At 63.1% G+C, this 19717-nt stretch carries 19 protein-coding genes and 1 other RNA gene; 15 read left to right on the forward strand and 5 right to left on the reverse strand.

Going from position 1 to position 19717, the window contains the following annotated elements; genetic code table 11:
• Positions 1–275: 275 nt before the first annotated feature.
• Positions 276–373: signal recognition particle sRNA small type (gene ffs / locus DZK26_RS06070), an RNA gene on the reverse strand.
• 166 nt (positions 374–539) lie between these two features.
• Here ffs and dnaX point away from each other — a divergent pair.
• From dnaX to recR, 3 genes are read left to right on the forward strand one after another with little or no spacing between them, the layout of a single operon-like run.
• Entirely contained in the window at positions 540–2210 is a 1671-nt protein-coding gene (dnaX, locus tag DZK26_RS06075) for a DNA polymerase III subunit gamma/tau (protein ID WP_116898911.1), read from the forward strand.
• Position 2211: 1 nt separating this feature from the next.
• Positions 2212–2526 (forward strand): YbaB/EbfC family nucleoid-associated protein, encoded by a 315-nt coding sequence (locus DZK26_RS06080; protein WP_116898910.1) that lies wholly within the window; start codon positions 2212–2214, stop codon positions 2524–2526.
• Between the two features lie 13 nt (positions 2527–2539).
• On the forward strand, positions 2540–3136 hold the full coding sequence (gene recR / locus DZK26_RS06085; protein WP_116898909.1) for a recombination mediator RecR: 597 nt from the start codon (positions 2540–2542) through the stop codon (positions 3134–3136).
• 375 nt (positions 3137–3511) lie between these two features.
• Here the strand turns inward: recR and DZK26_RS06090 are convergent, their stop codons facing one another.
• A complete protein-coding gene (locus DZK26_RS06090; protein ID WP_116898908.1) occupies positions 3512–3799 on the reverse strand; it encodes a helix-hairpin-helix domain-containing protein in 288 nt (95 codons plus the stop codon).
• Positions 3800–4020: 221 nt separating this feature from the next.
• Here DZK26_RS06090 and DZK26_RS06095 point away from each other — a divergent pair, with 221 nt between their 5' ends.
• On the forward strand, positions 4021–4266 hold the full coding sequence (locus DZK26_RS06095) for a hypothetical protein (protein ID WP_116898907.1): 246 nt from the start codon (positions 4021–4023) through the stop codon (positions 4264–4266).
• A 341-nt stretch (positions 4267–4607) separates the two neighbouring features.
• Here the strand turns inward: DZK26_RS06095 and sbcB are convergent, their stop codons facing one another.
• On the reverse strand, positions 4608–6035 hold the full coding sequence (gene sbcB / locus DZK26_RS06100) for an exodeoxyribonuclease I (RefSeq protein ID WP_116898906.1): 1428 nt from the start codon (positions 6033–6035) through the stop codon (positions 4608–4610).
• 134 nt (positions 6036–6169) lie between these two features.
• On the opposite strand from sbcB, the gene msrA reads away from it, so the two are divergent.
• From msrA to DZK26_RS06120, 4 genes are read left to right on the forward strand one after another with little or no spacing between them, the layout of a single operon-like run.
• Complete coding sequence (gene msrA, locus DZK26_RS06105; RefSeq protein WP_116898905.1) at positions 6170–6640, forward strand: peptide-methionine (S)-S-oxide reductase MsrA; 471 nt, start codon at positions 6170–6172, stop codon at positions 6638–6640.
• A complete protein-coding gene (locus DZK26_RS06110; RefSeq protein WP_181918458.1) occupies positions 6618–7343 on the forward strand; it encodes a histidine phosphatase family protein in 726 nt (241 codons plus the stop codon). The genes msrA and DZK26_RS06110 overlap by 23 nt, the downstream gene beginning before the upstream one ends.
• A 40-nt stretch (positions 7344–7383) precedes the next feature.
• Positions 7384–8142, forward strand: a complete 759-nt coding sequence (locus tag DZK26_RS06115) for an SDR family NAD(P)-dependent oxidoreductase (RefSeq protein ID WP_116898903.1) — start codon at positions 7384–7386, stop codon at positions 8140–8142.
• A gap of 23 nt (positions 8143–8165) precedes the next feature.
• Positions 8166–8762: a transglycosylase SLT domain-containing protein gene (locus tag DZK26_RS06120; protein WP_116898902.1), complete on the forward strand. Its 597-nt coding sequence runs from the start codon at positions 8166–8168 to the stop codon at positions 8760–8762.
• A 294-nt stretch (positions 8763–9056) separates the two neighbouring features.
• Here DZK26_RS06120 and DZK26_RS06125 read toward each other — a convergent pair whose 3' ends face one another.
• Both DZK26_RS06125 and pdsR read right to left on the reverse strand, forming a co-directional pair.
• Positions 9057–11033 carry an ATP-binding protein gene (locus DZK26_RS06125; protein ID WP_116898901.1) on the reverse strand — a complete coding sequence of 659 codons (1977 nt, stop codon included), beginning with the start codon at positions 11031–11033 and terminating at the stop codon, positions 9057–9059.
• The gene (gene pdsR / locus DZK26_RS06130) at positions 11030–11740 is read right to left on the reverse strand and encodes a proteobacterial dedicated sortase system response regulator (RefSeq protein ID WP_116898900.1); all 711 of its coding nucleotides are present in this window, start codon (positions 11738–11740) and stop codon (positions 11030–11032) included. Before pdsR ends, DZK26_RS06125 begins: the two co-directional genes overlap by 4 nt.
• 149 nt (positions 11741–11889) lie before the next feature.
• Between pdsR and DZK26_RS06135 the strand changes: the two genes are divergently transcribed.
• The 7 genes from DZK26_RS06135 (at position 11890) to DZK26_RS06160 (ending at position 19585) form a co-directional block, all read left to right on the forward strand.
• The gene (locus DZK26_RS06135; protein ID WP_116898899.1) at positions 11890–13833 is read left to right on the forward strand and encodes a marine proteobacterial sortase target protein; all 1944 of its coding nucleotides are present in this window, start codon (positions 11890–11892) and stop codon (positions 13831–13833) included.
• Positions 13833–14393 carry a sortase domain-bontaining protein gene (locus tag DZK26_RS06140; RefSeq protein WP_116898898.1) on the forward strand — a complete coding sequence of 187 codons (561 nt, stop codon included), beginning with the start codon at positions 13833–13835 and terminating at the stop codon, positions 14391–14393. Before DZK26_RS06135 ends, DZK26_RS06140 begins: the two co-directional genes overlap by 1 nt.
• Positions 14390–14584 (forward strand): hypothetical protein, encoded by a 195-nt coding sequence (locus tag DZK26_RS14305; protein WP_181918459.1) that lies wholly within the window; start codon positions 14390–14392, stop codon positions 14582–14584. Before DZK26_RS06140 ends, DZK26_RS14305 begins: the two co-directional genes overlap by 4 nt.
• Positions 14577–15581, forward strand: a complete 1005-nt coding sequence (lipA, locus tag DZK26_RS06145) for a lipoyl synthase (protein WP_220337225.1) — start codon at positions 14577–14579, stop codon at positions 15579–15581. The genes DZK26_RS14305 and lipA overlap by 8 nt, the downstream gene beginning before the upstream one ends.
• A 6-nt stretch (positions 15582–15587) precedes the next feature.
• Entirely contained in the window at positions 15588–15950 is a 363-nt protein-coding gene (locus tag DZK26_RS06150) for a hypothetical protein (RefSeq protein ID WP_116898896.1), read from the forward strand.
• Positions 15951–16017: 67 nt separating this feature from the next.
• On the forward strand, positions 16018–18231 hold the full coding sequence (locus tag DZK26_RS06155; protein WP_116898895.1) for a S9 family peptidase: 2214 nt from the start codon (positions 16018–16020) through the stop codon (positions 18229–18231).
• Positions 18232–18379: 148 nt separating this feature from the next.
• Complete coding sequence (locus tag DZK26_RS06160) at positions 18380–19585, forward strand: EAL domain-containing protein (RefSeq protein WP_181935614.1); 1206 nt, start codon at positions 18380–18382, stop codon at positions 19583–19585.
• Positions 19586–19717 lie beyond the last annotated feature (132 nt).

Here is a 19717-nt window from a genome sequence, read left to right on the forward strand (position 1 = left end):
CAGAGCGGTTGAATGCACCGGTCTTGAAAACCGGCAAGGGCTTGCGCCCTTCGAGGGTTCGAATCCCTCCCTCTCCGCCATTAACCAAAAACCCGCCTTCGTGGCGGGTTTTTTGTTAATCGGGGAGCGGGGACTACGGATGAGAATCCCGGTTCGAACCGAGCCGAAGGCGAGCTCGCTGGAGCGAAGCGACAGCCCGAAGGGCAAGCGACCGAAGGTCGCGCAGCAATCCCTCCCTCTCTGCCATCATTTGAGACACCCAAGAAAAAGAAGGCCCCCACCAGCCCGACCCCAGCACCTGGTCAACCCGCTGCCGCTGCTCCCTTCCGGGCCTGACGGGGTTTACGGGAAAACCAGTGTGGGAAGACCGGTGGAGGCCAGTCCGTATTATCCCACCGACGCTCACTGCCTGACAACCCGATTGCGCGCCGGTCTCGAGTCTCACCGCGGATGTGATCGTGTAAACTCGAAAGGCCCACAAGCGTGTGCCGGGACCGGCATTCGCGAACATGAAACGACAGAAAAGTGATTTTATTTCAGTGAGTTATCAAGTATTTGCCCGAAAGTGGCGCCCGCGCGACTTCTCCGAACTGGTCGGTCAGTCTCACGTGGTCAAGGTGCTCGGCAACGGCCTTGCCGAGGGACGCATCCATCATGCTTTTCTTTTCACCGGCACGCGGGGTGTGGGTAAGACCACCATCGCCCGCATCCTGGCCAAGTCGCTCAACTGCGAACAGGGCATCACCAGTACGCCCTGCGGCGAGTGCGAGAACTGCGTGGCCATCGACGAGGGTCGCTTCGTCGACCTGCTCGAGATCGACGCGGCCTCGCGCACCAAGGTGGACGACACGCGTGAGATTCTCGATAACGTCCAGTATGCCCCGACGCGAGGGCGTTTCAAGGTCTACCTGATCGACGAAGTCCACATGCTCTCGCGGCACAGCTTCAATGCCTTGCTCAAGACGCTCGAGGAGCCGCCCGACCACGTCAAGTTCGTGCTGGCGACGACCGATCCCCAGAAAATTCCGGTCACCATCCTGTCGCGCTGCCTGCAGTTCAACCTGCGCCGCCTCAACACCGAGGAAATCGGCGGCCAGATTCGCCGCATTCTCGCATCCGAGCATATCGACGCCGAGGACGCCGCGGTCGAGTTGCTGGCGCGTGCGGCAGACGGCAGCATGCGCGATGGCCTGAGCCTGCTCGACCAGGCACTGGCCGGCAGCGGCAAGCTGCTCGAGGCCGATGTGCGCGACATGCTCGGCAGCGTGGAGCAGCGCCACGTGCACGAGATTCTCGAGGGGCTGGCCCAAAACGACATAGCGGCGGCCATTGCGGCCGTGGGCGAGGTGTTTTCCCAGGCCCGTGGCATGGGCCAGTTGCTGGCCGACCTGGCGGAGGCGTTGCATCGGATCGCCCTGATACAGCAACTGCCCGACTATCGGGACGACAGTCGGGCCGACTGGGACGAGCTGGTCGAACTTGCCGGACGGCTCGATCCGGAAGACGTGCAGTTGTGGTACCAGATTGCCATCACCGGCCGACGCGACCTTGACCTGGCGCCCTCGGACCGCAGCGGCTGTGAAATGACGATCCTGCGCATGTTCGCCTTCCAGCCCGCGGACGCGGTTTCCGGCCCGGGTGACGATCAGGGCAGTGCCAGGGATTCGTCCGGCCGGGCCACCGGTACGTCTGCTGCCGGCGCTGCCGCGCCTTCCCATGCACAAGCCGGTGCCTCGGCCGCCACTCAATCCGTGATGGAGGGTCAACCAGGCACAGAGCGGGGTTCCGGGCAATCCGCGCCGAGCACGGCACTGAGCACCGACACCTGGCCGCAAGTGCTCGAGGAACTTCCGCTGAGTGATTCTTTCCGCACGGTGGCCGCCATGTTGGTTGTGGGTGACTACGAACGCCCCAAAGTCGAATTTACGGCAGCGCGCGACGACATGGTGCTCATCAGTGAGCGGTTTCGCCAGGCCCTGCAACAGGCCATGACCGAGTGGGCCGGCGAGGAACTGAAGATTACCATTCAGCCGGTTGATGACGCCGAACTGGCCACACCGGCCATGCTCGAGGAAAAACAGATTGCGCGAACGCAGGCCGAGGCTGAAGAGGCCATCGATGCCGATCCTTTCGTGCAATCCCTGGTCGAGCGATTCGATGCGGAAGTCGTGCGCGAGTCGATTCGTCCGATCAATACACGGAGCCATTGACATGAAAGGCAATATCTCGCAACTGATGCAGCAGGCGCAGAAGGTCCAGGAGGATCTCAAGAAGGCGCAGGAAGAACTGGCCGAACTGGAAGTGATCGGCGAGTCCGGTGGCGGCCTGGTCAAGGTGGAAATGAACGGCCGGCACGAAGTGCGGCGCGTCAGTATCGACCCGGAAGTCGCCGACGACCGTGAAATGGTCGAGGATTTGATGGCAGCGGCCATCAACGACGCGGTCAAGCGTATTCAGGAAACCACCAAGGAGCGCATGTCGGGGCTGACCGGTGGTCTGCCCATGCCCCCCGGCTTCAACCTCTGAATTCGATACCCGAATGACGGCCGATCCATTCGATGAACTGCTCGAGGCACTGCGCTGTTTGCCCGGCGTCGGTGCGCGGTCGGCCCAGAGAATGGCCCTCCAGCTTCTCGAACGGGATCGCGAGGGCGGCCGACGGCTGGCCGAGGCCCTGGGGACGGCGATGCGCGACATCCGCCGCTGTCGCCGCTGCCGCAATTTCACCAGCGATGTCGAGTGTCGTATCTGTGCCAGCGATCGACGCTCCAGCGAGGTGCTGTGCATCGTCGAAAGCCCGGGCGATGTCCTGGCGATCGAGGCGGCCACGTCGTTCGAGGGGCGGTATTTCGTCCTGCTGGGAAGGCTCTCCCCGCTGGACGGCATCGGCCCGGAGGACCTGGGCCTGGATCTGCTGGCCGAGCGGATGGACAAGGAGGGGGTGGCCGAGATCATCATTGCCACCAACACCACGGTCGAGGGCGAGGCGACGGCGCAGTACCTGCGCGAAATGGCGGAGTCGCGCGGCATCCGGACTTCGCGCCTGGCCCAGGGCGTGCCCCTGGGCGGGGAGCTCGAGCACACCGACCGTTCGACCCTGGCGCATGCTTTCAGCTCCAGACTACCAATGGCCTGAGTGTCAACGACCTCCGGCTGAAGTCTCTGGCTTGCTGTGACGGTTCAAAGCCGGCTCGATCGGCCAACGGTCGATTGATTGAAGCACCAAATCACAAGCACCAATTCTCAAACAATTCCCAATGAACAAAATCCCAATGATTCAAACAGGGACGGCGGCGAGATCACGCGACTTGCCTTGCAGCTGGGCGCCTGCACCTGCTTAGGTACACGGGCGTGTCACTGCGGCTCCATGCCCGTTTCGGTCATTGAAAATTCGGTCCTTCGAGATTTGTTTGGGAATTGATGCTTGGCAGTTGGAATTTTTCAGGGGCGTCTAAAAAATCGGGCCCCTGCAGTGAGGGGCCCGATTCGATCGCGGCATTGGTTGTGAGCTTCAGCCTTCCGAGGCCGGAGCCGCCTCCAGGTCGATGCGATCGCGATTCTGGTCGACGGTGCGCAGGCCGATGCCGCGCACGTTGACCAGTTCGTCGATGTGCTCGAAATCGCCGTTCTTCTCGCGATAATCGACGATGGCCTCGGACTTGGCCGGGCCCACGCCGTCGAGCGCTTCGGCCAGCTGCTCGGCGCTGGCGGTGTTGACGTCGACCTTCATTTCCTCGGCCACGCCGGTCTGCACAAGGGCCAGGGACAGGACAAGAGCAATCAGTGCGTTACGAATCATGATGTTTCTCCTTTACTAAGTCGTTTGCTTTGCGAAGTCCGCCGGGCGACGCCCGACGTTGGGCACATTGTCTCGGGCACCGGGGGTGGCGCGAATCGGCAAATCGCAACGCATCGGCGTAATAGAAAAACTTATCGGAATATCGGAAAACAACTTCTCAGGTTTTGAGAAATCGGCGTGGTGGAATGATCCTGCAGTCACACGGCAGGAGATTTTCAGAAATGAGCAAGCAAGTCAGTAGCCACAACCTCAGAGACGAAATCGTGGGCAAGACGATCAGTGGCGTCATTGCCAGGCCGGGACGAAAGGGCGAGCCCCCGGTGGTGATGATGATGCGGTTCGACGATGGCAGTGTGGTCGAATTCGTTTCGCCACGCAGTGATCGCCTGCTGCGCCGGGCCGTTCGAGCCTCCGATGCCGGCGCCGAGGCCCAGCCCCAGCTGCAACTGGCCGGCCTGGCGGCCTGAATCCAGGCATACCAGGTTGAAAGCGGTCACAAAACAGCGGCTTGCGGGACTCTGCGCGCTTTATCCACAAAAGCTGTGGATAACCTTGTGGGCAAAATACCGCCGACCGGCGGCTTGTCGGCATTCAAGCACATTGATCAATTTGTGCCCATGTCAGAAAAGGCTTTATAAAACATCGATTTATGTGTTAAAAGGCTTTCCCGGGAGCGTCACGTGAGCGTCAAGATTGTGTCAACGAGTGAATCAATCAGTTGTGCATAACATTCGAAGATGCTACTTGATGAGATGCGCGTAACTTATTGATTTATGGTTTTGGGTCAACGGTGAGTTGATCCGTTCGCTCATTCGATTCCCAGCTTGGCGGGCCAGGCCGCAAGTTCACGCAGGATCGGCTCGTCTTCGGGGCGCTCGGCCATCAGGATCTTGAGCTGTTCCTCGTATTCCGGCAAGCGGATGCTGGCCAGGTCCGGATCGCTGATCAGGCGGCGGTGCCGATATAGCTCCCATTCGTCGCGCTGCTCGGCCGTGAGCGTTTCCGGCCAGATTCGGGCCCGGTAGCGAAACAGCAGCTGGTTGAGCCGCTCGTCCTGGAAGGGCGCATCCAGCGCAGCCAGTTCCTCGCCTTTCAGGCGTCGAACTCGCTGAACGACGGGGCGGTCGCTCCTGGGCGGAAAACCGCCGTACAGGTCGAGTTCGGGGTCGGCTGCCCCGGACAGGCCGCTTCGGCCAGCGAATAGCGAACCCAAGCGTTCGGCAAAATCGGGCCGGTCGCGCAGTAAGCCGGCGTGCGTGTCCAGTGTCTCGAGATCGATTCCGAGCTCGGCGGCGCGTGGTGCTTCGAGCACGTTCATGGGCGCCAGCATCGGGCAGCGGTTGTTGCGCACCAGTTTGACGGGCACCCGTTCGATCCCTTCGGGCAGATCGGCCGCCGGTGTCCAGTAGCGGTCAGCGAGCTCTTCGGCCGTCAGTTCGAGAAAGGGCTCCGGGTCCACATTCAGATTCCAGATCAGCCATTGGCTGGCGATCTGCGGATGCCGAGCCAGTGGCAGAATCGGCGCGACACCGCAGCCGGGCAGGGCGGGGAATCGCGAGGAGGCGTGCAGCATCACGTCGCCCCGGGAGAGCATGTCGGTGACCCGATTCTTGTTTCTCAGTCCCAGTGCCCAGTCCCACAATTTGGGCTGGTTTTCCTTCAGCAGCCGGGCCATGGCGATCGTGGCGTTCACGTCGGCGAGTGCATCGTGGGCCTGGCTGGTGTCCATGCCGTTGGCGGCCGCCAGGTCTTCCAGCCGGAAGCTGGGGCGCCCGTCCTCGTAGTCGGGCCACTCGATGCCTTCCGGGCGTACGGCGCGCGCGAGTCGCATCAGGTCGATCAGGTCGAAGCGGCTGTTGCCGTTGGCCCACTCGCGCTCGTAGGGGTCGATGAAGTTGCGCCAGAACAGGTGGCGGGTCACCTCGTCGTCGAAGCGGAAGTTGTTGTAACCCACGCTGCAGGTGCCCCGGGCGCTCATCAATTCGAAGATGCGCGCGGCGAATTCGTTTTCCGGCAGACCTCGCTCACGGGCGGTCTGCGGCGTGATGCCGGTAATCAGGCAGGCCATGGGCTGGGGCAGCATGTCGTCGGCCGGACGGCAATAGAGGACTTCCGGTTCGCCGATCGGATTCAGCGCTGTATCCGTTCGCCGGGCGGCGAACTGGGCGGGACGGTCGCGGCGGGGATCGGCGCCGAAGGTCTCGAAGTCGTGCCAGAGAAAGGTTTCATCGCTCATGGCCCTGCATGATTCCACAGGCGCCGGCGAGAGACCACATTCAATCACGAATTTTTTGCGGCCATCATGGTCGGATATCATCACGATATTCATTACGACATTACGACCCGAGTCTTCGGGCGGGAGATCAAGCGATGTCTGCAAAGGCGACTTTCGGAGCCGGCTGCTTCTGGGGCGTGGAAATGCGTTTCCGGGAAATGCCGGGCGTAATCGATGCGACCGTCGGTTACATGGGCGGCCATGTCGACAATCCGAGTTACAAACAGGTCTGTTTGGACAATACCGGACATGCCGAGGTCTGCGAGGTGGCGTTCGATCCGGACCGGATTGGCTACGAGGATCTGGTGCGCGCCTTCTTCGATCTGCACGATCCAACGCAGGTCAATCGCCAGGGTCCGGATGTGGGGACACAGTATCGCTCGGTCGTGTTCGTCCAAGACGATGAGCAGCGTCAAATCGCCGAGCGCGTGAAATCCGAACTCGATGCCGCCGGGCGCTTCAAGGCCCCGATCGCCACATCCATCGAACCGGCCGCCACATTCTGGCCGGCCGAGGATTATCATCAGCAATACCTGGCGAAGCATGGCGGAAGCTGCGCGATCTGATTCCGAGGGCGATCCGCCCAAGCTGATCCTGGTCCGGCACGGGCAGGCCAGTCTAGGCAGCGACGACTACGACCGACTTTCCGAGCGGGGGCATCGCCAGGCCGAACGTGTCGCCGATCGGTTGTCGGCCGCGATCACGGAAAGGTCGCCTCTTTGGTCGGGGACGCTACTTCGGCATCGTCAGACACTGGCTCCGCTGGCCGGAAGCGACGAAGCGAACGTGCTGCTGACCGAAGACCTCAACGAGTTTTCGACTTACGGGCTCGTTCGCGCCGCGGTTCGCCAGGCCGAACGCCTGGGCCTGGATCTGCCGCCGCGTCATCAGTTGGCCGATCCCGTGATGCATCTCGATGTGCTCCTGGCCTGGTTCCCCCGGGTCATGGCCGCCTGGCAGGACGAAACCCTGGAGGGTACAGAGATCGGTTCCTGGTCGGCCTTCCGGGAGCGTGTGTTGCGCGCTCGTGGCCAGTGGGAAGCGTGCCTGCGTTCCGGGCAATCGGTGATCGTGGTGACTTCCGCCGGCGTGATTTCCACGGTCGTCGCGGCCCTGAGCGGATGCGACCTCGCCCGGCAGCGTGAGCTGGCCGTGAACTTGTACAATGCCTCGGTCAGCGAATTGTCGCTGGTCGAGGGAGCCTGGCAGATCGAGACCTGTAACTGCACGCGGCACCTCGAAGCCGACGGGCTTCGGACCCTGGCCTGAACAAAACGAAACGAAGGACCACCCAGCATGAGTGAATCCCATGAGTGAATCCAGGGTTGCCATCATCACCGGCTCAAGCCGCGGCATCGGCCGGGCGGCGGCCGAATTGCTGGCCGACAGGGGATGGGCCGTGGTCATATCCAGCCGCAACCAGGACAGTTGCGAAGCCGTCGCGCGGGCCATTCGCGATGCCGGCGGTGATGCGCTGGCCGTGGCCTGCCATATCGGCCGCGAAGAACAGCTTGCCGCCCTGGTCGAGAAAACGGTCGAGCACTACGGCCGTCTCGATGCCGTCGTCATGAATGCAGCCAGCAATCCCGTCTACGGCCCGTCCGACAATGTCGACCTCGAGGCCTTCGACGTGATCATGCACAACAACGTCTACGGCTCGATGCGGCTGGCGCATCTGGCCCGGCCACACCTGGCCCGATCCGGCCAGGCCGCGGTCGTGCTGGTGTCTTCGATCGCCGGACAGTTCGGCAACAAGCTGATCGGCGCCTACGGCCTGTCGAAAGCGGCGGAAAATCAGCTTGTGCGCAACCTGGCCCTCGAGCTCGGGCCTGACGGCATCCGCGTCAACGCAGTCGCACCCGGCCTGGTCAAGACCGACTTCGCCCAGGCGTTGCTGGAAAACGAGCGCATGGTCAAGTATTTTGAAACCACCACGCCGCTCAGGCGGTTGGCCGAGCCCGAAGATATCGGCCGGATCATCACCTTTCTGGCCGGGGAGGATTCGGGCTGGCTGTCGGGTCAGGTCATCACTGCCGACGGCGGCCTGTCGGTGACCGGCGGCTTTTAGAAGACAAACAATCGGGAAAACGCATGAAGGGGCTGACCATCACACTGTTGCTGACGGGGCTGTGCCTGAGCGCCTTCGATGTCGGGGCTCAGGTCTACACCTATACGGACGAGAACGGCATCACCGTCTTCACCGATCGCAAGCCCGACAGCAATCGCCATGATGTCCGGAACCTGGGCTGCTACGGTACCTGCCGCAAGGATGTGGACTGGCAACGTACGCCGCTGAAGCCGCGCGCTTTCGATGCCGAGATTCGCGCGGCCAGTGAAATTTTCGGCGTCGACGATGCGCTGGTGCGTGCGATCATGCATGCCGAGTCGTGGTTCGAGCCGGAGGCTGTATCGCATTCGGGCGCGCAGGGCTTGATGCAGCTGATGCCTGCCACCCAACGGCGCTTTGGCGTGGCCAATCCCTTCGATCCGCTCGACAACATCACCGCCGGCGTGGCCTACCTGGCGTGGCTGCAGGAGGAATTCGGCGGCAATCTCGAGCGCATCATTGCCGCCTACAACGCGGGTGAGAATGCGGTCCGGCAACACGGCGGCATTCCACCTTTTCCCGAAACCCGCGAGTATGTTCGCCGGGTCAATATCCTGTATCGACGCTACGGCAATTCCTGATTCAGCGTCCCCGATAGGAGATTGGGAAATCCCTCTCCTTTAGGCGATGGACCACTCTTGTAATTTTCAAAATCCAAGCACCAAATCTCAAACAAGAACCAATGTTTCAATGACCGAATGACCAAAATATGGCCTCAGGCATTCTAGGCGCCCCGATTCGTTTCGGTCATTAAAACTTCGGTCATTGAGATTTGTTTGAAAATTGGTGCTTGGTGATTGGGCATTGGTGTGTTGCAGCAATCGGCCGCTTGGCCGATCGATCCGACTTCAACGAGTGAATCGGTTTCGGGCGCTTCAGGCCCGAATTCTCGGAAAGTCGACTTGAAAACGAACACCATCGGGACGATCGAGTGCCCGGACCCGGGCAGCATGATGCTGTGCGATCAGGCGCACGATGTGCAGACCCAGCCCCAGGTGCGCGCCGTCACCGCCGCCTCTCGACGACACCATCGACTCGAAAAGGCGTTCGGAATGATCGTCGGGAAGGTTCGATCCGGGGTTGTCCACCTGCAGTGAGATGGTCGAGCCCTGCGGCACGACCCGCAGGATGATGCGGCTGCCGGCCGGGCTGAACTCGACCGCGTTTTCGACCAGCTTGTCGAGCAACTGGGCCAGTTGCTCGGACGAACCGGCAATGCGGGCGCTCGTGCGGTTGGGGACGATCGCGGCGAATTCGTGATCGCCGAAGGTCTGGCGGCAGCCGGCCACATAGTTTTCGACGAGGTCGCCCAGATTCACTTCGGTGAGGGGATCCTCGGACAGGCTTTCCTCGATGCGTGCGGCCTGGCTCATGGCCTGGAACATTTGCTGCAGGCGCAGGCAGCCTTCCTCGGCGCGCTGGCGGTAACGTTCCCGGGAATCGGGATCGTCGACCTCGCCGAGGTTGTCCAGTGACGAGCGAATCATCGCCAGCGGGGTGCGAAGCTCGTGCGAGAGCTTGCCGGCTAGGGTCTGCAAATAGTCCTGGTGCCGGCGCTGGCGCTCGACCATCCCCGAGAGGCTGCGCCCCAGGTCGGCGATCTCGTCGCTGCCTTGCGGCACCTCGAGCGTGCCATGAACCCGCCCGTCGTCCCCGATGGCCTGCTCGGCGGTATCGCGAAGCCGGCGGATCCGGGCCGATAAGCGGGCGGCAAATCCGATCAAAACCGCGGCCACGACCAGCATTCCCGCCAATCCGAACACGAACAACTGCAGCAGCGAGCGATAGGCGCTGGCCATGAAGCGATCGGCGGGACGCTCGATGACCACGTGGCCGACCACGGTTCCGGCCCGAAGAATGGGGGCGCCGGCACTGATCACGAAACCGTTGCCGGACGCGGTTTGATACCAGTTGGCGGCCGGCTCCGGCGTGAGTTCGCCCTGGTCGAGGCGATCCTGATCGGCACCGCGTCGGGGCGATTCATCGGGCAGGACGCCGAGCAGACGCGCGGCCGACGTGGCGAGCAGCCAACCTGCTTCATCCGCCGTGTCGGATTCGTCGGTGACATCACCCCGGCCGGCGCGGGCCAGAATCCAGCCCTGCGGTTCGGTCACCCAGCCGCGCGTGTGATCGGGCAGCAAGGCGGCCAGTCGTTGCGCAATCGGTTCCGAACGTCGGATCAGCGGGCGCGGTTCCTCGGTGGCGAATACCGAAGTCGCTGGTGAGTCGCCCCGGTCGTCGACGTCGACCACCCGAAGCCCCAACGCGGACACGGTCGCCGGTTGTTCCAGGGCCAGTTCCATCGTCCACCCGCGATCCCGCGGCTGCAGGGCGGCCTGAACCCGGGGCCAGCCTTCGTCGCCGCGGGCCGATAGCCAGCCCGGGGCCATCGGGGCCACCGTCACGCGGCCACTGCGCTCGGAGGTAACGAGTTCAAGCGCCACGCGATCACCCGGGGCCCCGTCGGGACCGGTCATCAGCAGATCCGCATCCGCCACCTCGATCAGAAGGTGAAGCCTGCCGCGGCGTTCGGCCGTGACGACATGCGCCATGGCGGCATCCCCCTCATGCTTCGGCAGGGGCTGGGCTTCTTCGATCCAGGGCGTCCAGTCGCTGGTATGGCCGTCGACCACGATTTCCCGCGCGGCATCGTGAACGTAGAAGCCGGCCGTCTCCGGCAGTTCGACCGGTAGTGCCGCGATCTCGCCGGCAACCGAGCGGGCGGTGTCGATCAGTGCCTGTTGATAACTGTCGCGCAGGGATTCCTCCAGGGAGCGAACCAGCTGCCAGCCGGCCAGGGGCAGGCTGAGCATCAGCGCGGAAATCAGCGCCAGACGCGTGCCGAGTTTCACGCTGCCCCGTTGTTGTCCGGATGCCAGCGATAGCCGGCACCGTGGACGGTTTCGAGTCGGTCGAAGTCGGGGTCGATGGCCTCGAACTTGCGCCGGATACGCTTGATATGCGAGGTCACGGTGGTCTCGTCGACCAACAGGCTGGCCGCCTCCATCAGCCGGCCGCGGGTTTTGACGTGGCCGGGCCGCTCGAGCAGGCAGTGCACCATCCAGAATTCGGTGACGGTCAGGGCGAGCGCCTGATCCTTCCAGCGCACCTGCATGGCGTCGGGTTCGAGTTCGATCGAGCCGACGCGCAGCGGGGCATCGCGGCGCTCGGGTTCGCGCACGGCCTCGATGCGCCGGAACAGGGCAAGAATGCGGGCCAGCAGGTGCGGGTTGGAGATGTCCTTGGTCAGGTAGTCGTCGGCGCCCAGGCGCAGGCCCGAAACAGCGTCGAGGTCACTGTCGCGCGCGGTCAGGAAAATGATCGGCAGGCTGGCCGAGCGCTGACGCAGGGCGCGACACAGTTCGAAGCCGCCCTCCGGCTCGTCGCCCAGTCCGACGTCGATAATCACCAGGTCGGGCAGGGGCCCGGCCAGGGCCGATTCGGCCTCGTCCCGGCTGGCGTAGCCGCGTGTGGCGAAACCGTAACGTTCCAGCGCCTCGCGGTAGTTCTCGCGCAGGCTGTCTTCGTCTTCGACGATGGCGATCAGTCGCTGGCTCATGCAAGACATTTCCCGGAGTGGTCCACCCTGGACGGGGCGGCTGCCACAAGTTTGCCACATCCGATCAGAACTTCGACATTGCCGGGCATGCTCCCTGCCATCCGGCCGCGATGAAATGACACCCATCGCTTACAAGAGGAGTTCGTTCCATGTCGCGTCTTTCGGTTCTCTTACTGTTACTGGTTTTCGGGTCGGCCCCGGCCACGGAGTCCGGGATGTGGCTCGAACGCCAGGAGGCCGGCAGCCGGGAGGAGGCCCTGGCCCTGGCGACCGAGGTCGATATTCAGGTGACCGGCATGCTGGCCATGGTCGAAGTGCGGCAACGCTTCTTCAACCAGACCGGCGGCTGGGCAGAGGGTGTCTACCGATTTCCGGTGCCGGATCGGGCCGCCGTCGAGCAGCTGCAGATCCGGCTCGGGCAACGCCTGATCGAAGGCGAGATCCAGGAAAGAGAGGCCGCCCGCGCAACCTACGAGGCTGCCCGCGATCAGGGACAGATCGCCGGGCTGGTCGAGCGCGACCAGGGCAACCTGTTCTCGACCCGGGTGGCCAACATTCCACCCGGCGAGATGGTCGAGATCCGCATCGGCTTCACCCAGCCGGTGATTTTCGAACACGGCCGTTTTCGACTGAGCTTTCCCACCACGGCCGCGCCGCGGTTTCGGCCCGTCAATGAACTGGAACGGGCCGTGCGCGAGCAACTGCAGGATGCTGTCGGTCACTCCCTGCCGCAGCGTCCGGTGCAACTCACGGTCGATCTGCGTCCGGGGCTGCCTCTGAGCGATATCAGCTCGAGCCATCACGCCATCGACGTCGAGGCACTGGGAAGCGACTGGCTGGTCAAGCTGGCCGACGGCACGGACTGGTCGGGCCGCGACTTCGAACTGGTCTGGCAGCCGGAAGACACCGGCGAGGCCGCCACCGCGGCCTTTGCCGAGTCTTTCAACGGCCACGAGCACGTCATGCTGAACCTCGTGCCGCCGCAGGCCTTCGAAGCGGACGACACGCCCCGCGAGGTCATCCTGGTGATCGATACTTCCGGGTCGATGTCGAACGAGCCGATCGTCCAGGCGCGCGAGTCGCTTCATTACGCCCTGGCCAGCCTCAAGCCGGGAGATCGCTTCAACGTGATCGGGTTCAATCACCAGGCGCGTTCCCTTTATCCGCAGCCGCGGAGCTTCGACGAAGACCGGCATGTCGAGGCCACTGCCTGGGTCGATGACCTGGCCGCCGGCGGCGGCACGGACATGGGGCCGCCCCTGGCCTTGGCGCTGGGTGCGCCGCCCCTGGACGGCTACCTGCGCCAGGTGGTCTTCATTACCGACGGCATGGTGGGCAACGAGCGGGAACTGCTCGAGCGCACGCGTCTGGAACTCGGCGAGAGCCGTTTGTTCACCGTCGGCATCGGCCACGGCGTCAACGGCAGTTTCCTGCGCCGGCTGGCGTCGGCCGGCCGCGGCAGCTACACGGCGATTGCCGACACCGCGCGCATCGCCGGGCGCATGAGCGAGCTGGTGCTGCAGCTCGAAAGTCCGGTGATCCACGACATCGAGGTGATCTGGCCGCGGTCGGTGACCTTCTATCCCGAGACGATGCCCGACCTGTATGTCGGCCAGCCGTTGAGCATCATCGCCCGTGCCGACCGACTGAGCGGGGACGTGATCGTGCGAGGGACCAGCAATGGACAGTTCTTCGAGCGCGTGGTGCCGCTCGAGGACTTCCGGGAGGCGCCCGGGGTTGCCAGTCAGTGGGGTCGCTCCCGGATCGAGGCGCTTGAAAACCGGATCGTGTCGCCGGCAGAGGATCGGTTGATCGAGTCGCAAGTGCTGGATACCGCGCTGACCTACTCATTGGTCAGCTCGCAGACCAGCCTGGTGGCCGTCGACAGGACACCGGCGCGCAGCCGCGAAGCGGCATTGCGGCGATACCAGCTGGATACCAGCCCGGCCCACGGGCGCGCCGGCAGCCTGCAGGCGATGCCGGCGACCGATGCCGGCAGCGCCCCCGCCGCGTTGCGCGGTGCGCTGGCCCTGCTTCTGGTCGGGTTGCTGCTGTTCCAGCGGCGCATCAATCGCGACGAGGGGGACTCGTGATGCGACATTTCCTGATTCTGTCGTTGCTGATCGTGGCCGCCTGGCAACTGGGCTCGGCCGGCTGGATCCAGGCCAAGGCGGAACTCGGCCAGTGGTTGCTCGAGCGCGCCTGGCAGCGCACGCTCGAAGGCGAGGAAGCGGTCGAGCCCTGGCCCGGCGCGGTCAGTCAACCCGTTGCCCGATTGCGCATGCCGCGGCTGTCTGTCGATCACCTGGTGCTCGACGGTCTGGACACGCCCGTCATGGCCTGGGGACCGGGCATGGCGGTGGGCGAGGGCGGCCATCGGGTACTCGCCGCCCACCGCGATACGCATTTCTCCTTCCTGCGCGAGGTCGAGCCCGGCGATCGTTTCGAGTTGATCGACGCTGAGGGGCAACGGCAGTGGTGGCGGGTCCAGTCGATTCGGGTGGTGGATTCCCGCCGGACCGGCATCGATCTCGGCTGGCGGGAAACCGCCATGACCCTGATTACCTGCTATCCGTTCGACGCGCCGGTGGCGGGCGGTCCAGAACGACTCATCGTGCGCCTGAAGCCTATTCCCGAAGGAGGGTCGGTATGACCAGTTTATGCATCGACGAGCTTTCGCGAGCGCTCAAGCAACGGTGGGGATGGGATTCGTCGGCCACGCATGTGCCGGCCGATGCCGACTGTCCCCTGGATTATCGAACCTTCATGGCAAGGCCTTGCCAACGATGGGATAATGCATGGATCGGTCAATCAGAACGACAGGAGTCCGCCGAGCGTGACTGAAGCCAAGAGTATTCCGATCGCCGTCAAGAGCGGCCAGAAGATTCACAAGCCGCAGGGCTTTACCGCCATTCGCGACGGTATCAAGGCGCGGGCCGGTACCGAGCCGGCACCGATCGGCCGCAAGCCCTCGTGGCTGCGCGCCAAGCTGCCGCAAGGCGGCAAGTACGAAGAGGTGCGCAGCAACGTCAATGAGCACCGTCTGGCCACCGTGTGCCAGGAATCCAAGTGCCCCAACATCGGCGAGTGCTGGTCGAACGGCGTGGCCACCATCATGCTGATGGGCGATGTGTGTACCCGGGCCTGCCGCTTCTGCTCGGTCGATACCGGCAACCCGCGCGGCTGGCTGGATCCCGAGGAGCCCGCCAATTCCGCCGAGTCGGTGCGCATCATGGATCTCAAGTACGTGGTACTGACCTCGGTCGACCGCGACGATCTCGATGACGGCGGGGCCGGGCACTATGCCGAGTGCATACGCGAGATCAAGCAGATCAATCCCCGCACGGCCGTCGAGGCCCTGACCCCGGATTTCCAGGGGCGCTTGCACGACATCGAGACCGTGGTCGACTCAGGGCTGGAAGTCTTCGCCCAGAACGTCGAGACGGTACGCCGCCTCACCCATCCGGTGCGAGACCCGCGCGCCGGTTACGAGCAGACCCTGAAGGTGCTCGAACACGCCAAGAAACACAACCCGAAAGTGCTCACCAAGACCAGCCTGATGCTGGGCCTGGGCGAGACCACCGAAGAGGTCGTCGAAACCATGGACGACCTGCGTGCCATCGGCGTCGATATCGTCACCTTCGGTCAGTACCTGCGCCCGACGGTGAATCACCTTCCGGTCGATCGTTTCGTCACCCCCGACGAGTTTCGGGAACTTCGTGAAATCGGCCTCGAAAAGGGCTTTCTGGAAGTCGTCTCCGGCCCGCTGGTACGCTCCAGCTATCGCGCCGACCGCGTATTCGAGAAGAACAACTGCGGGATCGATACCGACGTCGCCTGAGGCCCCATGGCCGGCAACCTGACCGGTGAGGAGCGAGCGCGCTATCTGCAACGCCTGGCCGCATTGCTCGACCAGGCGCGGGTGCAGCGGCGCACGCTGACCTACCTCGAGGCGGCCGATGCATTGGCCATTCCCGGCCCGAAGCGGATTCACAAGACCACTCGCCTGCTCGAACTTCTGCTCAAGCGCGATGCCGAGGCCGGCCGCCCCATCCGGGCCGCGCTGGTGACCAGCCGCGCCCGGCCCGGGTTGCCCGCGGAAGGCTTCTTCGACCGGGCACGGCGCCTGGGCATTTACACCGGCGATGATCAGGTGGCTTTCCATGCCCGCTTGCTCGATGAACTTTTTTCCGAAAGTGGCCGATCGTAGTGCCGCACTGCTATAGAATCGGGCACGGTGCCCAGCGGGCACTTCCGACCCAGTTCAAGAGATTTGTATGGAAAAGCATTCGCCCCAGGGCTGGCTTGCCGCCAGCCTGTTGCTGACCGTCTGCCTGGCGGGCTGTGACCGCTCCGATCCGTCCCGGGAAGCACTGAACAGCGAGATGACCGACGACCGACCCGCAAACACCAACGAACAGCGACCCGAACCGCCCCTGGCGGAACAGCGTGACCACGTCGTCAGCGCGCCGGCTGGCGATCGCAACGATCCCTGGTACTGGCTGCGCGACGACGAGCGCGCCGATCCCGACATGCTGGCCTACCTCGAGGCCGAGAATGATTACACCGAGACCATGCTGGCCGATCTGTCGGACCTTCGAGAAACGCTGTTCGAAGAGATGCGTTCGCGCATCAAGGAGGACGACAGCACGGCTCCCTATTTCGATCGCGGCTACTGGTACTACACGCGCTACGAAACGGGCAGGGAATATCCGATCCATGCCCGTCGCGAGGGCAGTCTGGATGCCGAGGAGCAGATCCTGCTCGACGTCAACGAACTGGCCGAGGGGCATGACTTCTACAGCGTGGGCGACCGGGATGTCAGCATGAGCGGGCGCTACCTGGCCTGGCTCGAAGATACGGTGGGTCGGCGCCAGTATCGCCTCTACATTCGCGACCTGGCCACCGGCGAGGATTTCGATACCGGACTGACCGGTCTATCCAGCGTCTCCTGGTCGGCCGAGGACGAGGTGCTGTATTACGTCGAAAACGAGCCGGAGACGCTTCGCTCCTGGCGCGTCCGGCGTTACCGGGTGGGCAGCGGCGAGCCCGGCGAGATCGTCCACCAGGAAGACGACACGGCCTTTTATGCGAGCGTTGGACGCACGACTTCCAACGCCTACAACACGATTTACCTGCGCTCGACGGTGGCCAGCGAAATGCGGATTGTCGAGGCTGATGCCGTCGATCGGCCATTGCGCGTGTTCTATCCGCGCCAGCGCGATCACGAATACCGTGCCGATCACCTGGGCGATCGCTGGATCATCCGGACCAATTTCGAGGCACCCAATTTCCGCATCGTGAGTGCGCCGCTCGACGCTCACGCCGAGCGTGATCGATGGGAGGATGTAATCGCCCATCGAGACGACGTCTTCGTTCACGATTTCGATACCTTCGACGAATTTCTGGCCGTGAGCGAGCGGTCCGAAGGTCTGCGCCAGATCCGTATTCTCGACTGGGACAGCGGGGAGTCGAAGCTGCTCGACTTCCAGGAACCGGCGTACACGGCCGTTCTGGGGACCAACCGTGATCAGTCCGCCGGCACCTTGCGCTTCGTCTATTCTTCGCTGAAGACGCCGAAGAGCACCTGGGAACTGGACGTCGAAAGCGGTGAGCGCAAGCTGCTCAAGCGCGAGGAAGTGCCGGGTGGTCACGATCCGTCGGAATACCGTACGCGGCGCGAGTGGGCGACGGCCCGCGACGGTACGCGCGTGCCGGTTTCCATCCTGTATCATCGCGACACGCCGTTGGACGGCAGCGCACCGCTGTACCAGTACGCCTACGGCTCATACGGATCTACGGTCGATCCGTCGTTCTTGACCAGTCGTTTGAGCCTGGTCGACCGTGGTTTCGTGTTCGCGATTGCGCACGTCCGGGGTGGGCAGGTGATGGGGCGCCACTGGTATGATGACGGAAGAATGCTCAATAAGATTAATACGTTCAATGATTTTGTTGATGTGACGGATCATATGGTGCAAGCCGGTCTCGTCGACGCTGAGCGTGTCTTTGCAATGGGCGGCAGCGCCGGCGGCCTGCTGATGGGCGCGGTCGCCAATCGGGCGCCCGAGCGGTATCGCGGCATCGTCGCCCACGTGCCTTTCGTCGATATTGTCACGACCATGCTCGATGAGTCGATTCCCCTGACCACCAACGAGTACGATGAGTGGGGCAACCCCGGCGATCCGGAGTACTACGAGTACATGCTCTCGTATTCGCCCTATGACAATGTCGCCGAGCAGGACTACCCGGCGATGCTGGTCACCACGGGCCTGTGGGATTCCCAGGTGCAGTACTGGGAGCCGGCCAAGTGGGTTGCGAAACTGCGCGTTCACAAGACCGACGATAATCCGCTTTTGCTCACGACCAATATGGAGGCCGGACACGGTGGTGCTTCGGGCCGATTCCGGCGCCTGGCGCAGACAGCGATGGATTACGCCTTCTTCCTGGATCTGGCCGGGCTGGCCGAGACCGAGGGTCAGGAGGACACTTGAACAACTCTGAACGGGCGGGTGATTTTGCATTTCGCGCGATTTGTGTCACCCTTTTGAAACGCTGGAGTCAGTGGGTGCAGGTTCTCGATCGTGCAGCCGTAGGGGCGTTATGATTTCAAAGAAGCTGCTTCGGCAAATGCCGAAAATCATGGCTGCCGGCGCGGAGGCTGGTTGCGGCGGTGTCATTCTGATCCGCTTCGATCGAGGCACGCTGTTACGTGATCAGCTCGGATTCACCGGTCTGAGTTCACTCATCGACGGCGTTGTCGCACAGACCGAGGAACTCCTCACTGAACTGGTCGGCTCGGATTACAGGCTGGTTCGCTTCGACTGGGAATGCCTGCTGCTAGTTCTCCACGAAGTCCCCGCTTCTCTACTGAAAGAGGCCGCTGAAAACCTTTTCAGCTCATTGACTGATCGTGTCTATGACATAGACGACGACGCGGTCGCGGTGAGTGTCAGTCTTTCCTTCGCGCACTTCGATCACCGCTTTCGACACGTCGATGAATTGCTGTTGGCCCTCGTTCATCGCGCCGAAGCCATTGGAATGTCCGGCGGCAATCAGCTCGGCGAGGCTCGCCCCGGCATTTCGGCGGATAAGGCCATCTCCTCGTCCGATCATATGCTGGGTCTTCTGATGGAGTCCTTGCGGACCGATTCGCTGAAGGTTGTTTTCCAGCACTTGCTCGCCACCAGCGAGACGGCTACGACGGAAAGCTACCAGATGTTTCCGCGACTCGTCGCCGGCGACGGCAGCTTGCTGCCCGCAGCGGATTTCGTGCCCCTGGCCCGTGAAGCTTCCCTGCTGCCGGTGCTCGATCGCTGGATGATCGTGCACGCCTCACGATTATTGCGCGGCCCGCTGCGAGAAAAGCGCGTGCGGCTGTTCATCAATCAGTCCGAAGCGCTTCTTGTCGAGACCGAACGCCGGGACTGGTTTGCTCGCCACCTGGAATCCGAGCCCCAACTGGCCGGTCGGCTCGTTGTGGAAATTCCCCTGGAAGACGCCATGGCCCACCTCGGCGGGGCTGTCGAGTTGATCAAGATCTGCCGTCGCCACGACATCGGATTCTGCCTGTCGCACGTCAACGAGCAGAGCCGCTGGCAACTGCTCACCGAAAAACTCAGGGCCGATTACCTTCGGATGTCGGCGGGGTTCGTCAAACGCCTGACCCAGGAACCGAATCTGGAGGCGCGTTTTCTCGAGATCTCGAAGCCGGTGAGAGAGCAGGGCATCCGCATCATCATGCCGATGATCGAGGATTCGCAGACGGCGGCCAGCATGTGGCGGACCGGGGCCGACTATATGCAGGGAAACCTGATCCAGGCGGCGGAGGATACGATTGCGGTGTAGGGGGCTCCCCGATCATTAAAAAACCCCGCGCTAAGGCGGGGTTTTCTAATGATGGCGGAGAGGGAGGGATTCGAACCCTCGATGAGGCTACAAACCCCATACTCCCTTAGCAGGGGAGCGCCTTCAGCCACT

The sequence above is a fragment of the Wenzhouxiangella sp. 15190 genome, from assembly GCF_003417465.1.
GTDB lineage: Bacteria > Pseudomonadota > Gammaproteobacteria > Xanthomonadales > Wenzhouxiangellaceae > Wenzhouxiangella.

What these genes read in the sequence shown, in the direction of transcription:
- DZK26_RS06110 (WP_181918458.1), top strand. Translation starts at nt 6,618, where the DNA reads ATGGCGGAAGCTGCGCGATCTGATTCCGAGGGCGATCCGCCCAAGCTG.
- DZK26_RS06140 (WP_116898898.1), top strand. Translation starts at nt 13,833, where the DNA reads ATGCGACATTTCCTGATTCTGTCGTTGCTGATCGTGGCCGCCTGGCAA.
- pdsR (WP_116898900.1), bottom strand. Translation starts at nt 11,740, where the DNA reads ATGAGCCAGCGACTGATCGCCATCGTCGAAGACGAAGACAGCCTGCGC.
- DZK26_RS06155 (WP_116898895.1), top strand. Translation starts at nt 16,018, where the DNA reads ATGGAAAAGCATTCGCCCCAGGGCTGGCTTGCCGCCAGCCTGTTGCTG.
- msrA (WP_116898905.1), top strand. Translation starts at nt 6,170, where the DNA reads ATGTCTGCAAAGGCGACTTTCGGAGCCGGCTGCTTCTGGGGCGTGGAA.
- DZK26_RS14305 (WP_181918459.1), top strand. Translation starts at nt 14,390, where the DNA reads ATGACCAGTTTATGCATCGACGAGCTTTCGCGAGCGCTCAAGCAACGG.
- DZK26_RS06120 (WP_116898902.1), top strand. Translation starts at nt 8,166, where the DNA reads ATGAAGGGGCTGACCATCACACTGTTGCTGACGGGGCTGTGCCTGAGC.
- DZK26_RS06095 (WP_116898907.1), top strand. Translation starts at nt 4,021, where the DNA reads ATGAGCAAGCAAGTCAGTAGCCACAACCTCAGAGACGAAATCGTGGGC.
- DZK26_RS06090 (WP_116898908.1), bottom strand. Translation starts at nt 3,799, where the DNA reads ATGATTCGTAACGCACTGATTGCTCTTGTCCTGTCCCTGGCCCTTGTG.
- DZK26_RS06135 (WP_116898899.1), top strand. Translation starts at nt 11,890, where the DNA reads ATGTCGCGTCTTTCGGTTCTCTTACTGTTACTGGTTTTCGGGTCGGCC.
- DZK26_RS06080 (WP_116898910.1), top strand. Translation starts at nt 2,212, where the DNA reads ATGAAAGGCAATATCTCGCAACTGATGCAGCAGGCGCAGAAGGTCCAG.
- sbcB (WP_116898906.1), bottom strand. Translation starts at nt 6,035, where the DNA reads ATGAGCGATGAAACCTTTCTCTGGCACGACTTCGAGACCTTCGGCGCC.
- DZK26_RS06160 (WP_181935614.1), top strand. Translation starts at nt 18,380, where the DNA reads ATGGCTGCCGGCGCGGAGGCTGGTTGCGGCGGTGTCATTCTGATCCGC.
- DZK26_RS06150 (WP_116898896.1), top strand. Translation starts at nt 15,588, where the DNA reads ATGGCCGGCAACCTGACCGGTGAGGAGCGAGCGCGCTATCTGCAACGC.
- recR (WP_116898909.1), top strand. Translation starts at nt 2,540, where the DNA reads ATGACGGCCGATCCATTCGATGAACTGCTCGAGGCACTGCGCTGTTTG.
- DZK26_RS06115 (WP_116898903.1), top strand. Translation starts at nt 7,384, where the DNA reads ATGAGTGAATCCAGGGTTGCCATCATCACCGGCTCAAGCCGCGGCATC.